General features: G+C 62.9%; 12 protein-coding genes. 2 read left to right on the forward strand and 10 right to left on the reverse strand.

The window, feature by feature from the left end:
- The 5 genes from SCI24_RS08530 to SCI24_RS08550 all read right to left on the reverse strand — a co-directional run.
- On the reverse strand, nt 1–239 hold a 239-nt coding region (locus tag SCI24_RS08530; protein WP_318724996.1), incomplete at its 3' end, for a transposase.
- Nucleotides 240–379: 140 nt separating this feature from the next.
- Nucleotides 380–1,423, reverse strand: coding sequence for a sodium:calcium antiporter (locus SCI24_RS08535; protein WP_318724997.1), 1,044 nt, complete (start codon nt 1,421–1,423; stop codon nt 380–382).
- A gap of 346 nt (nt 1,424–1,769) precedes the next feature.
- Nucleotides 1,770–3,152 (reverse strand): DegQ family serine endoprotease, encoded by a 1,383-nt coding sequence (locus SCI24_RS08540; protein ID WP_318725030.1) that lies wholly within the window; start codon nt 3,150–3,152, stop codon nt 1,770–1,772.
- Between the two features lie 141 nt (nt 3,153–3,293).
- Nucleotides 3,294–4,268, reverse strand: coding sequence for a calcium/sodium antiporter (locus tag SCI24_RS08545; RefSeq protein WP_318724998.1), 975 nt, complete (start codon nt 4,266–4,268; stop codon nt 3,294–3,296).
- A 41-nt stretch (nt 4,269–4,309) separates the two neighbouring features.
- Nucleotides 4,310–4,876, reverse strand: a complete 567-nt coding sequence (locus SCI24_RS08550) for an ATP-dependent zinc protease (protein WP_106232398.1) — start codon at nt 4,874–4,876, stop codon at nt 4,310–4,312.
- Nucleotides 4,877–5,062: 186 nt separating this feature from the next.
- Here SCI24_RS08550 and SCI24_RS08555 point away from each other — a divergent pair, with 186 nt between their 5' ends.
- Nucleotides 5,063–6,421 (forward strand): glycosyltransferase, encoded by a 1,359-nt coding sequence (locus tag SCI24_RS08555; RefSeq protein WP_318724999.1) that lies wholly within the window; start codon nt 5,063–5,065, stop codon nt 6,419–6,421.
- 55 nt (nt 6,422–6,476) lie between these two features.
- On the opposite strand, the gene SCI24_RS08560 is transcribed toward SCI24_RS08555, so the two are convergent.
- The 5 genes from SCI24_RS08560 to SCI24_RS08580 all read right to left on the reverse strand — a co-directional run bounded on the left by SCI24_RS08560 (nt 6,477) and on the right by SCI24_RS08580 (nt 12,449).
- Nucleotides 6,477–7,514: a hypothetical protein gene (locus SCI24_RS08560; protein ID WP_318725000.1), complete on the reverse strand. Its 1,038-nt coding sequence runs from the start codon at nt 7,512–7,514 to the stop codon at nt 6,477–6,479.
- Nucleotides 7,515–7,723: 209 nt separating this feature from the next.
- On the reverse strand, nt 7,724–9,493 hold the full coding sequence (locus SCI24_RS08565) for an SLC13 family permease (protein ID WP_318725001.1): 1,770 nt from the start codon (nt 9,491–9,493) through the stop codon (nt 7,724–7,726).
- A 269-nt stretch (nt 9,494–9,762) separates the two neighbouring features.
- On the reverse strand, nt 9,763–10,725 hold the full coding sequence (locus tag SCI24_RS08570; protein WP_318725002.1) for a sensor domain-containing diguanylate cyclase: 963 nt from the start codon (nt 10,723–10,725) through the stop codon (nt 9,763–9,765).
- Between the two features lie 373 nt (nt 10,726–11,098).
- Nucleotides 11,099–11,773, reverse strand: coding sequence for a Fe2+-dependent dioxygenase (locus SCI24_RS08575; protein ID WP_318725003.1), 675 nt, complete (start codon nt 11,771–11,773; stop codon nt 11,099–11,101).
- A gap of 274 nt (nt 11,774–12,047) precedes the next feature.
- Nucleotides 12,048–12,449, reverse strand: coding sequence for a hypothetical protein (locus SCI24_RS08580; RefSeq protein WP_318725004.1), 402 nt, complete (start codon nt 12,447–12,449; stop codon nt 12,048–12,050).
- Between SCI24_RS08580 and SCI24_RS08585 the strand changes: the two genes are divergently transcribed.
- Nucleotides 12,435–13,028: a hypothetical protein gene (locus SCI24_RS08585; RefSeq protein ID WP_318725005.1), complete on the forward strand. Its 594-nt coding sequence runs from the start codon at nt 12,435–12,437 to the stop codon at nt 13,026–13,028. The genes SCI24_RS08580 and SCI24_RS08585 overlap by 15 nt on opposite strands.
- The last annotated feature ends 285 nt before the right edge of the window (nt 13,029–13,313 follow it).

Below are 13,313 nucleotides of genomic sequence, written 5' to 3' on the forward strand. Positions count from 1 at the left end.
AGCGCCAGGCCAAAGACGCGCTGCCGGAGCATGGTCTCGGCGCGGTGCTGGCAACGGCGAGCGGCCCGAGCATCATCAAGGCGGCGCGCGATGGTACGGGTCAGCCCCATCTCGCGATCGAGCTGGCGAAGCAGCAGGGCGCCGCCATCGGAGGTGATCTCGCCCCCGTCGAAACCGGCGGTGACCTGGCGGCCTTTACAGCGTGGAAAGGAGGCGGTCGGCGTGGTACATTTTGTCATGGCGGCTGATGCGGTTGATTCTTGTGTAGTAGCTTGAATTATAACCGATTTTCAGCCGCTTTTTGCATGTCTGGTGCAATTTTCGGGCTAGGCACGTACTTGGCCATTATCACATGCTGCCACAGGTTATCTGTGAGCATTTAGCCCCCCTCGGGCGCCGGGGGGAGACTGGGCACCCAGTCGAGCACCCCGAAAGTCTCTGTGCCGATCCAGACAAGAAAAGCCACGTAGATCACCAGCAGGGCGACACACTCTCCCCGGGAGAGGATCATCTGCGTGCGCATCATCAGAAACAGCACCACGGTGGCTGCGGTGAGCACCGCCATCATGGGTGCGGCGATGGAGAAGTTGATGACGGCGGTGCCGGCGATCAGGACCCCGGCGGGAATGCACACCAGCAGATCGAAAGTGTTGCTGCCGAGCACGTTGGCAATACTGGTGACCCCACGGCCATGGCGGGCAGCGCGGATCGACACGAAGGCATCCGGAATCGAGGTCCCGGCCGCGACCACGGTGATGCCCCACAGGAAGCTCGGGGTGCCGAAGATGTCACCGAAGTTGATGGCGGCCCGTACCAGCCCCTCCACGCCGATCACGATCACCACCAGCGAGAGTGCCAGCAGGCCCCACTCCCGGCCTGGGCGTATGTCGCGGATGTCCTCATCCGCCTCGTAGTCGAGGGTGTCCTGATACTGGACGAAAAGGTAGAGCCCGTAGAGAGCCACCGGCATCAGCGCCAGGGGGCGCGTCAACTCGCCGCGAATGGCACCTTCGGTGCCGGGAAGCGGCTGATAGATGACGGCGAAGGAGAAGGTCAAGGTAAGTACCGCCACCGCGATCATGTAGAACTGCGCTTCCTTGTAGACAAGGTCTCGGTTGGCCTGAAGCGGCTCGCGGCTTGCCAACCCCGCCAGAGCGGGAATCACTAGTATGTTGAACAGCGCCGACCCGACAATGGCGGCCACGCCGAGCTCGAACTCGCCGTGGAGCAGGGTCGAGATCACCGTGGTCGAGAGTTCGGGAAAGCTTGATCCCACCGCTACCACGATCGCCCCCTGGACGATGTCGGGCAGCCGGTAATAGGCCGCCAGGCGCTCGCTGGCTCGCTCCAGCAAGCCGCTGCCGCGCCACACGATCGCCGTGGCCACCATCGCCACCAACGCCCAGATCAGCACCTCAGGCATGGTCCTCTCCCGCTGTGCGACACTCCTTCGAGAACGAAAGGACTCAAGCTTGCCTGGCTCGGTGGTGAATGAAAAGGGGAAGACTTATCCACAATCGCGCCCTGGTGAACGTATCCCACCGCGTCACCTAAGGGAGCGCTGAACTATTCCTTTGGCCTAGTTCAGAGGCGAATTCCACACCTAACGACGAAGCGCCGACTTTCACCCCAAGTCATCCCGAGGCACCCCCCTCGGGAACAGGGCCAGTCAGCCGCTACGCGACATGCCTGGCGCACGACGAAACGCCCCGGCGGGTAGGGCCGCCGGGGCGTTGCTCTGCTGATGTACAAGCCTTGCTCAGTCGTGGTCAGTCACCATTGCCTAATCGCAGGGCCACGAAATAGGCGCGACCGTCACGGTTGAGCAGGACAGGCACCGCCTGATCGTCCGGGAGGCTGGTCAGCATCTCCTTCAGCTGTTGCGGACCCTCTACCGGCTGCTGGCCTAGCCTGACCAGCACATCACCGGGGCGGATGCCGGCAGCAGCGGCGTGGCCAGCCGGGTCGACCTTGGCGATGCGCACCCCATGCTCGATACCGAGCCGGCGCTTCTCCATCTCGGTTAATGGCTGGACCGCGATGCCGAGTCGAACCGAGTCGCCATCGGATTGCTCGGGGCCGGCATTCGGCCACTCGCCAACTTCCACCGTGATGGTCTCGAGCTGGCCATCGCGCAACACAGAGAGCTCAACGTCTTCGCCAGGCGCAGTCTCACCGATCAGGCGCGGCAAGGTCGTGGAGCGGTCCACTTCCTGGCCGTTCACTTCGAGGATGACGTCTCCTGCCTGAAGGCCACTGTCCGCCGCGGGGCCGCTGGGGTCGAGTTCGGCGACCAGGGCACCCTCGGCCTGCTCCATGCCGAAGGATTCCGCGAGGTCCTTGGACACCGGCTGGATGCTGACGCCGAGCCAGCCGCGGCTCACGTAACCCTCTTCGCGAAGCTGGTTGGCGACATCCAGTGCCACGTCGATGGGGATGGCGAAGGAAAGGCCCATGTAGCCGCCGCTACGAGTCAGGATCTGGGAGTTGATGCCCACGACCTCGCCATCCAGGTTGAAGAGCGGCCCGCCCGAGTTGCCCGGGTTGATCGCCACGTCGGTCTGGATGAAGGGGACGTAGACGTCCTGGGGCAGCGTGCGGTTGATGGCGCTGATGATCCCGGACGTCACAGAGTGATCGAAGCCGAAGGGGGAGCCGATGGCGGCGACCCACTGGCCGACCTTGAGGTCGGTGGATTCACCGAGCTCGAGGGTAGGAAGATTGTCCGCCTCGACCTTGAGGACCGCCACGTCGGTCTTTTCATCGGCACCGACCAGCTCCGCCTCGAGCTCACGGCGGTCGTTGAGGCGCACCAGGATCTCGTCGGCCTCCTTGACCACGTGGGCGTTGGTCATGATGTAGCCGTCTTCATCGAAGATGAAGCCGGACCCCAATGACCGGCGTGGCGTATCACCTCGGTTGGGTGCGCCATCAGGTGGCATCGGGATGCGGTCGCCGAAGAAGTGGCGGAAGATCTCCGGCACCTCCTGCCCACCAAATTGCCGAGAGGACGTCATGGACCTTTCGACATCGCGGGAGGTGGAAATGTTGACCACGGCCGGCGCGGCCTTGTCGACCAGCTCCGTGAAATCCGGCAGTCGTGACTCGGCAAGGGCTGGCGTTGCCACAAGCAACAGCAGGGCCAGGCTCATCAGCCAGGAGAGCGAATGGCGCTTGGGTATCACGATGGGCTCCTGTCTTTCGAGTGCATGAAACATGACAGCGCCCTTGATACAGCGACCACGTGGCAAAGTTCCTTACCCGAAACCAACCCTGGCCTGCGACGGGTTCGCTCAGGCCGTCAGCACGGCATTGACCAGCCAGCCGTTGTAGACCACCAGGCCCAGCAGCAGGGCGCTGGCCTCGATGCGATTGATGCGCCCCTCGCCGCGGAACCCATAGCCCATGACGAACAGGCTCACGACCATGGCCATCATCACCGGCCAGTCACGCAGCATGATATCTACTGAAAGGGCATCCATCGGCGCGATGACACCGGCAATGCCTACCACCGCCAGCAGGTTGAACATACAGGAACCCACGACGTTGCCCATGGCGATATCGTGTTCTCCCTTGCGTACCGCGGCGATCGATGACGCCAGCTCGGGCAGGGAGGTACCGAGGGCCACGATGGTCAGGCCGATGATCAGGTCGCTCACGCCCAAGGCACTCGCCACGGAGACGGCCCCCCACACCAGCATCCGCGAGCTCACCAGTAGCAGTGTCAGACCGACCACCAGCCAGACGATGGCCCGGCCGAGCGTCATGGCATGTGAGGCGAGCTCCTGCTCGGTCTCCGCGGCCAGCGGGTCATCCTTGTCACGCAGTGCCGTCCAGATCGTCCAGCCCATGAGACCGAAGAACCCGAGCAGCAGTAGCAAGGATTCCAGTCGGCTGAGCTGTCCGTTCCAGAAGAGTGCCCCGGCCACGGCCCCAAACAGCAACAGCAGCGGCAGTTCACGGCGAATGATCGTCGAGTGGACGGCGATCGGCACGATCAGTGCCGTCACTCCGATGATCAGGCCAATGTTGTAGATGTTGGATCCTAGCGCATTGCCGAGGGCCAGGTCGGGGTTGCCATCCAGGGCCGCCATAATGGATACCACGATCTCCGGTGCCGAGGTGCCGAACCCGACGATCACCATGCCAATTACCAGAGATGGCAGTCCGAGATGTCCGGCCACAGCCGCGGCACCCTCGACGAAGCGGTCGGCACTCCACAGGAGCAGCACGATCCCCAGGATGATGGCCAGAATTGGTAACAGCACAGCGTCTCCTCAATGGTCGCGAGTGGCATGACAGCGTCCCGTCAGATGCCGATGTCTTCGTCGTAATCATGGTCGGCGTGGCGAATCAGTTGGCTATTCTCATCACAGTCGGGGTCATGCACGAAGGTGCGCGTGACATCGACCTCCCCCAGGCTCTGGATAGTGCGACGCCCGAGCAGCACGGGATAGTTCATGTCATCGCGATCCTCCAGGCTGAACTGCTCCTCATGGAGGGTCTGGCCCATGCAGATCGTCATCAGTACCACGGGGCGACGATCCTCCCCACCGGCGCCACTGACCAACAGGTTACGAAATACCTCACGTTCGAAGGTGCGTGATACTACCTCATCCGTGTCCTCATCCTCGACTTCGACGGTGAAGCGCACCCACTCCTCGCCGTCACGTTCGAATGTCTCGATCTCTTCGGCTTGCATCGAGGAAGTGAGCGCACCGGTGTCCAGTTTTACCTTGACCTCGGCCCCCCAGGGTTCGACGGTGGCGGTCTCCACCCAGCCATAGGTCGCCGCGTCTGCGCCCATGGCGGCGCTGGCCAGCCCTCCGGCGACAACCAAGATCGTTGCATAACATGCTGATTTTAAATATTTCATATCTAGGCTACTCCTTGCTATAGAACGGTATGCCGCCCTGCGGCTTAGGGCCTTGTGCCAAGCCCCTCCCTGACCAGGTCACTACAGTGAAGTTCCGGATCCCGATAAGTTGGTATCAAGGCAGGACTGGAGGATCCTGAGTGAGGCCGTCAGAATAGCGCCGCAGACCCACCCTGGAGCACCCATGTGAATATCCTGATGTTCACCAACACTTTCCTGCCGATTGTCGGTGGCGTCAGCGAGTCAGTGCAGCGCCTAAAGCGACAGTTGCAGGGGCAAGGGCACAGGGTGTTGCTGGTAGCGCCAAAACTGGAGGGACAACCGGAAGAGGAAGAGGGCGTGATCCGAGTCGCCGCCGTTCAGAACTTCAATGGCAGCGACTTTTCCTTGCCGGTGCCGATTCCCGGGCAGCTGTATGACGCCATCGAGGCCTTCGAGCCCGATATCGTGCATTCCCATCACCCCTTCCTGCTGGGCGATACAGCCTGTCGCGCAGCCGAGACCTATGGACTGCCGTTGGTATTCACGCACCACACCCTCTACGAACATTACACCCACTATGTGCCAGGGGACTCGCCACGGATGCAGCGCTTCGCTACCTCCCTGGCGACGCAGTACACCTGGCTGTGCGATGCCGTGATCGTCCCCAGCGAGAGCATTCTTCAGCTGCTTCTCGAACGCGAGGGCAACCCAGCCATCAGCGTGGTGCCCAGTGGCGTCGCAACGTCACGGTTTGCCCAGGGGAATCGGTGCTACTGGCGTGAGCGTCTCGGGATCCCTCAACAGGCCTACGTGATTGGGCACGTAGGTCGCCTGGCTCACGAGAAGAATCTGGCTTTTCTTGCAGAGGCGGTTAGCCAAGCCCTCCAGGCTTGCCCGACGGCTCATTTCCTCGTGGTGGGTGAAGGTGCGGCTCAATCCAGCATGGTCGACATTGCTCACTCACGGGGCGTTTCCGACCGCCTGCACTTCACCGGTCGACTGCAGGGCCAGGGACTGATCGACGCCTACCACACCATGGATGTCTTTGCCTTTGCTTCCCACAGCGAGACCCAGGGGATGGTGGTGGCCGAAGCCATGGCCGCCGGCCTGCCGGTCGTGGCGGTGTCGGCCCCCGGCATCCGCGAGGTGGTGATTGATGGCGACAACGGTCGTCTGCTTAACAGTGACGATGTCGAGGAGATGGTCGATGCCCTGGTGAGCCTGCAGGAACCCCGGCGCCGTCTTCCTCTTTGCGAGTCTGCACTGGTGACGGCCGCGACCTATGATGAAGCCCGTTGTGCCGAGCGGTGTCTTGCCGTGTATCGGCAGGTCATTGCTCAAGGTGGCCCCTTAACCCACGCCGACGATGGCGGATGGGACCGGATACGCAGCCGACTGGGCGCCGAGTGGCACATGCTGTGCTACCGGGGCCGTCTGCTCAAACGCCTCGTGCGGTCGGAACTGAGTGAGCATGGCCCCGCCTGGTTGCCGGAAAACAGCGAAGGTGCCCCAACACCTATCGGAACGGTCGACAGTGACGTCGATACTGGATCGGATCGCTGATTGGGGGGTTCAAGGCACTTTTCGTCAAACCCAGAAAAACGCCTTACCACCGCAGTCAGGAAACATTAAGCAGGCTATAGGGTGCCTCGCAGGCGTGCCGCTCGTCGCGTTCGTCGATGCTGCCGAGGGCATAGTTGCGGTCGTTGTCGTAGGCCACGAAGAGTCGGTCGTGATCCAGCACCGCGAGCCCTTCCGCCTTGTGCTCGAACTCCAGCGGTAGACCCACCGGCGTGGTCACAAGCGTCGGGCGACGCCCGGCACGGAAGTCCTCCAGGCCGACCTCCCACAGGTAGCCACCAATATGCTCCTCGCCATTCGCCTCGACCTCGTAGCTATTCAGCAGGTAGAGGCGTGCGTGGTAGGGGTCGTACTCCAGGCTTGAGAGGCCACAGTCATAGCGCACCGCGGGGTCATCACCAGGCTCGAAGGCATAGAGTTCGCGGAGCTGGTCGATGAACACCAGGTTGCCGCCCTCGCTGATCTCGTAGTGGGCCCCCACGACCCGGCTCACATAGGCGAAGTCATCGTGGGCACGCCCCTGCTCACGCACCCCGAACAGCAGCAGGCCGTCGCCCCGCTCCCCGGGGATGGCGGCGAGCCCCTCGATCTTGTAGTAGGGAAAGCCGATAGCATGATCGAGCTTGCTTCGCAGCTCCAGCGAGCCCTCCACGCCATCCCGCGGGTCCGGGTCCACCACCTGCACCCGCTCCGGCTCGCCCAGCGGCCAGATCAGCAGGTGGTTGTAGTCGTTGAGGGCGTGGCTCTCCGCGTCGATACGATCGAACCCCGTGGTGGCCAGCACGTGGCGGCCATCGGCGGTGAGGGCCAGGTCCTCGTACTTGACCGCCTGCTTGATCAGCGGGGTGGTGAAGTACTCGAGCCGACTGTCGTCGGGCCCCTGGGGCGTCATCGGCACGGCAAACACCGCCGAGCGCGCCTCGCCGGGGATGGGCTTGTCGCTGGCCAGTATCAGCCGCTCGCCGTCGAAGAGCACCGCGGACACCTCGGCATTGACCAGATGGCCACGCGCGTCGCGAAGTCCGGCGGGGAAGCAGTGGATGGTCCCTTGCTGAAGGAAGGTGGCATGGCTCATGGCGTATCGCCTCCGGGAGTCGGGACAAGGTGGCCGCGCCAGGGGTCGGCACCGGCCTGAAATGGCGCAACCCCTGATGCTACCAGAGATACCCCCCCCCACAGGACTCATACCCTGTCCCTCACTCGCCCTACCCGGCTCCTCGGAAAGACTTGTGGGAGTGGAGAGCAACTCGCCGGGGCCAGCAAACCCTGACCCCGTCGCGCCACTCAGAAAGGCCAGATGAGCGGGATCAGCGTGAGCGCCACCACCGCCGTGAGCAGGTTGAGACCGCCCCCCAGGCGCAGGAAGTCCACGAGCCGGTAGCCACCAGGCCCGTGCACCATCAGGTTGGTCTGGTAGCCGATCGGCGTCAGGAAGCTTGCCGAGGCGGCGAACATCACCGCCACCACGAAAGGCATCGGATTGACGCCGAGGCTCTCGGCGCCGGCCATCACCAACGGAAAGGTGATCACCGCCGCGGCATTATTGGTGACCAGCTCGGTCAACAGCGCCACCAGCAGGTAGACCCCGATCAGCAGCAGCAGCGGGTCCCCGGCGGCCAGGCCCAGGGCATGCTCGGCAAGGACCCCGGCGGCTCCCGAACTCTCCAGCGCCGCGCCCAGGCCGAAGGAGGCGCCGATCGTCAGCAGCACCTGGGTGTCCAGACCGCGCTTGGCCGCCTCCACCGAGCAACAGCCGGTCAGCAGGACCAGCGCGGCACCCAGCATGGCCGCATTCATCACGCTCAACATCCCAAGGCTTGCCAGGGCCACCACGCCGGCCAGGATGCTCCAGGCCAGCCAGGCCTTTTCATGAACCGGACGCGCATCCCCATTGAGTTGGCTGATCAGCAGGAAGTCCCGAGACTGGCGGTGGCGCTCGATGAAGGGCGGGCGGGCCTCCAGCAGCAACACGTCGGCCGGCTGCAGCCGAACCTGCCCGAGGTTGCCCGCCACCCGCTCGCCGCCCCGGCACACCGCCAGCACAGCAGCGCCATAGAGGGTACGGAAATGGCCATCGCGGAGACGTTGCCCCACGAACTGGCACTCTCCTGACACTACCGCCTCGACCAGGCGACGTTCGCTGTACGCCTTTTCCAGGCTTGATTCCCCATGGCGAGAGGGAACCAGTCCGCGAACCTGCTGCAGCTCCACCGCCCCCTCGCGGGTGCCAGCGAACACCAGCCGGTCGCCGCCCTTTAGACGCTCCCCAGGCCCCACCACGCTGACCACGTTGCCGGCACGCTCGATCTCGACCAGGAATAGCGCCTGGAGGTGGCGAAGGCCGGCCTCCTCGACGGTGCGATCCACCAGCGGACCGGCAGGGTCCACCTCCATCTCGATGGTGAACTCCCGGGGATTGTCGAATGCCTCGGCGGGGCCGCGGCGCACCGGCAGCAGCCGCGGTCCCAGCACCACGAGATAGGCAAGCCCCACCAGGGCTACCGGCACCCCGATCCAGGCGATATCGAGGAGGCCCAGGGCCAGCTCGGGGGCACGCTCCACCAGCAGGCCATGCACCACCAGGTTGGTGCTGGTCCCCATCAGCGTGATGGTGCCGCCGAGGATGGAGGCGAAGCTGAGTGGCATCAGCAGCCGCTGGGGGGCAAGGCCCAGGCGTCGGCTCCAGCCCAGCACTGCCGGGATGTAGGTGGCCACCACCGGGGTATTGTTGAGAAAGCCGCTCAGCGCCACCACCGACAGCACCAGGCGGACCAGGGCGCCACGCTCGGTGGCGGGACGCCCCAGCACATGACGGATGATCAGGTCGATGCCGCCGGTCTGGCGGATGGCCGTGACCAGCACATACAAGAAGGCCACGGTGAAGAGCCCGGGGCTCGCGAAGCCCCCCAGGGCCTGGGCAGGCTCGATGATACCCAGTGTCAGCAGCACCACCACGGCACCCAGCAAGATGACATCCGGCCCCAACCGGCTGAGGGCCATCAGCGGGAACACCGCGAGGACGACGACGAGAGAAATCCACGCTTCCAAGGGCATGACAGGCATCCGAAGGACAACAGAGCCTCCATTCTGACGCCGGCAAATTATTCTAAAAAGTTCTTTATGGAAATTTTTTTATTCGATCAATGTCTATAACGTTCTATCCGGGAAGAACGCCACCCGTGAGCCTAGGAGGCCGCGGCGTGTTCCGAAGGGGCGCCACCATCGGCGGCGGCTGGGCATTCGCACTTTCACATCATGCATTGGATAGCGTTAGGAAGTCCCCTTCCGCGAAGCCGTCCCATCGCCTCAGCCATCTGCTGCGTTTAACGGCAGTCAGAAGTATCGCAGGCGACAACCGTATTGCGTCCTGCATACTTCGCGGCGTAGAGCGCCTGGTCCGCCTCTGCCATCAGCTGGCCGAGGGGCTCAGCGTCATCACAAGCCTGGCGGGCCACCCCAAGACTGATCGACATAGCCACCGACACCGGTGCGCCTAGCCCCGGGACCTCCACACAGAACGGGGCGTCTGCTACGCGGTGGCGCAGGCGCTCAGCCAATGCCACGGCCTGGTCATCCTGCATGCCGGTCGCGAGAACGGCGAACTCCTCGCCGCCCAGGCGCACCAGGCAATCTTCGGGGCGCAGCTCATGTTGCAGGCGATCTACCAGCTGTAAGAGCAAGGCATCCCCGACCAGATGACCGTGGGTGTCGTTGATCTGCTTGAAGTGATCGATGTCGAACAGGATCAGGTGCCGAGTCGAGACGGTGGGGCACGCGGCCATCTGCCGATCCAGGCCGCGTCGATTGAGCGCGCCGGTCAACGCATCCCGCTCGGAGGCGGCCTGTGCCAGCTCCTCCTCATGCTTGCGCCGACTGATGTCGACCAGCACCCCGGCCAGGGCCACCGGCTCACCCTGCTCGTTATGCTGCATCTCAGCGATGATCTCGTGCCAGGACCATGCATCCTTGGTGAGACGCACACGGGCATCGAGGCGAAACTGTACCTTCTCGGGGGCACGACGCGCCGCGCGCAAGTGTGTCCAAATCGCCGCGCGATCTTCGGGATGCAGGCGAGCCGCTAAGCGCCTCAGTGGCACCCGCGGATAGGTCTCGGGGTAGCCCAACGCCAGCTTGAGGCCCTGGGAGCACCATACCCGCCCGTTGCGCAGGCTGACCTCCCAGACACCGCAGTCTGCCACCTTGTGGAACAGCTCAACCTGACGCGAGCGGTGGCTCAGCTGGTAGCGATAGAGTGCAGCCAGGCAGTTTTCGGCAACCAAGGGCACCACTGCCGCCCTGGAGGGCAGTGAGGAGGGGGGCTGAGGACCAAGCATTGTTATGGCTCTATTATCGGGTCTCGAAGCAGCATGGTTGAACAATCGGTCAATAACAAGCTGTCATGGGCAGACGTTCTTTTACATGGCGTCATGGCCAGTAGGAGCGGAAGAAAGAAAGCCCCTGGTGCCGGGGACAAGGCAACACCAGGGTCAGGCTATGACATGCACAGTTCAGGGAAGCGCCTCTTGGCCAGAGGCAATGTGCCAATGCTGCGCAGGCACAACTGTGTTGAACATTAGAAAATTTACGGAATATCTTTACATAAAAAAGTCACTTCAGGTCCTCCTAGAGCGGCGGCCATCAAATCTTTACCAGTGACCGTCAGACCTCCGCCCACATTCTTATTAGGTTCGCCAAGCTCTTCGACAGTATGTCGAAGGTGCGAGTCTTACCGTTGGCATCGAATTCCTGTCGGCGGGTGGTATCCAGATCGAAGAGGATTTCACGCTGTTGAGGGTCTCGGACCTGGCTTTGGGCCCAGCCCACCACGGCTAGACGGTCGCCCCGAGTGACTGGCTCGACCCGATGCAGCGTCGAGGAGGGATACAGGATCAGTGCCCCTGCCGGTAGCTTGTAGGTCTGCTCACCAGCGGTCGAATCGACGAGCAACTCGCCGCCTTCGTAGCTGTCCGGGTCGTTGATGAATAGTGTGAACGACAGGTCGGTGCGCATGGCGCCCTGGGGGGTCGTCATGATCGCATCGTCGACATGGTTGCCGTAGGTCATGCCCTCCTGGTAGCGGCTAAACATCAACGGTTTCATACGCCGCGGGCGAGCCGCCATCTGGAAGAGAGGGTTGGCCTGGAGCGCCTTGGCGACTTCCTGGCGGAGCTCAGCGATCTCGGGCCGTCGCCCATCGGCCTGCTCGTTTTTTTTAACCGTGCGAGCATGCCAGCCGGCGGTCTCCCGACCGTCGCGGAAGTCGGTTTCCGTAAGGGTGGCCCTGACGCGGGAAAGCAGCTCGGGGGGGATGGCCTGATCGATGCAGAGGATCACGTGTGAGCTCCAGTCGTTAGGGTTTCGTGTCGATTATAAACAAATCTTAATCATTTGCATTACCCTTTCTCACTTGGCAACCTATTGCCGTCGTGACCATGCCCTGCATGGCCTGTATTCCCTGGCAATCGCAATCGATAAGGAAGCCCAAATGTCCAGCAACATCCGTACCAAGCTGTGGGTCGGCGTAGGTACCAGCGTTCTTCTAAGCACCAGCGCAGCTAGCTGGGCCGAAACCGATGTCTCAGCCGAGTTCACCCAAGGCCCCGACAACCTACTCTTGGCTCACGCCGATCAAGGCGGTGAACGCGCCGAGGGAGGTGAGCCCAGCCATGCCCCTGTGGAAGGCGGTGAAGGCGGTGAAGGCGGTGAAGGCGGTGAAGGTGGTGAAGGTGGTGAAGGTGGTGAAGGTGGTGAAGGTGGTGAAGGTGGTGAAGGTGGTGAAGGTGGTGAAGGCGGTGAAGGTGGTGAAGGTGGTGAAGGCAGCGCCGCGGCCGACCCCTATGCGGTCTTCACCTATCTGAACGCTTCCGCTGGCGGCGAAGGCGGCGAAGGCGGTGAAGGCGGTGAAGGCGGTGAAGGCGGTGAAGGCGGTGAAGGCGGTGAAGGCGGCCACGCCATCGACGCCAGCAACCCCGGCGTCTACTACACCAACCTGGCCATGATGAAGGGTCACCTGGCCGTCGCGCGCGAGCTCTACCAGGCCGGTGAGCAGACCGCCGCCCAGCCGCATTTCGGTCACCCCCTCCACGAGCACTACGAGCCTTTGGAGCCCGCCTTCGAAAACCGCGGCGTCGCGAATTTCGAGGGTACGCTGGAGGCCCTGGTCGAACAGGTTCGTGAAGGCGGCGATTGGGGTGGCCATGCCGATGCCTACTCAGCGGCCATCAGCACCATCGACGCCGCCATGCAGGACGTTGACGGTGAGCTACGCGAGGATGTGGCCTTCCAGAGCCGCGTTCAGCTGTCCCTGCTGCGGCAGGCGATGCACGAGTACGAGGAAGCCGTGGATGATGGTCAGTTCGTCAATGTGCTCGAATACCAAGACAGCCGCGGCTTCGTGTTGACCGCAAAGTCTCTTTTCGAAATGCAATCTGATCTGTATGACGATGAGAGTTACAACGAGCTTCTGGCGGCCTACGAAGACGCTTTGAAAGCTTGGCCATCCGCGGAGGCTCCCGAGAAGCCCGTAATGACTCTGGGCGAGCTCTCGGCCGCGATGTTCAAGCTTGAATCGGAGCTCGGCGAGTACTGAGCCGAGGCCAATTGAAGTGGGGGCCGACGCCCCAGAGGGAGGCCCGCCCCGGCGCTGCCGGGACGGGCCTTGTCGCTCGGGGACTTACGGTTATCATCGAGCCAAGGCTGCGCTCGTCCCTGACCGGGCCGTGACAGTAGCCAACCTCGGAACCTAAGTCGCTTGAAACCATCACGACATGTTTTTAAAGGTCGTATAAGAAGATCCTAATCCGCCGCTCGAAGCTTGTCAGAGTACTTCATCGGAACCGCGTTTCGGCCCAAATCTTTCAGCGTCTTGCAGACG

Source organism: Halomonas sp. (assembly GCF_033549285.1).
Lineage (GTDB): Bacteria > Pseudomonadota > Gammaproteobacteria > Pseudomonadales > Halomonadaceae > Halomonas.

Excerpts from the sequence above, each read along its gene's own strand:
- SCI24_RS08535 (WP_318724997.1), bottom strand. The coding sequence starts at position 1,423 with ATGCCTGAGGTGCTGATCTGGGCGTTGGTGGCGATGGTGGCCACGGCG.
- SCI24_RS08540 (WP_318725030.1), bottom strand. The coding sequence starts at position 3,152 with ATGAGCCTGGCCCTGCTGTTGCTTGTGGCAACGCCAGCCCTTGCCGAG.
- SCI24_RS08550 (WP_106232398.1), bottom strand. The coding sequence starts at position 4,876 with ATGAAATATTTAAAATCAGCATGTTATGCAACGATCTTGGTTGTCGCC.
- SCI24_RS08560 (WP_318725000.1), bottom strand. The coding sequence starts at position 7,514 with ATGAGCCATGCCACCTTCCTTCAGCAAGGGACCATCCACTGCTTCCCC.
- SCI24_RS08565 (WP_318725001.1), bottom strand. The coding sequence starts at position 9,493 with ATGCCCTTGGAAGCGTGGATTTCTCTCGTCGTCGTCCTCGCGGTGTTC.
- SCI24_RS08585 (WP_318725005.1), top strand. The coding sequence starts at position 12,435 with ATGATGAAGGGTCACCTGGCCGTCGCGCGCGAGCTCTACCAGGCCGGT.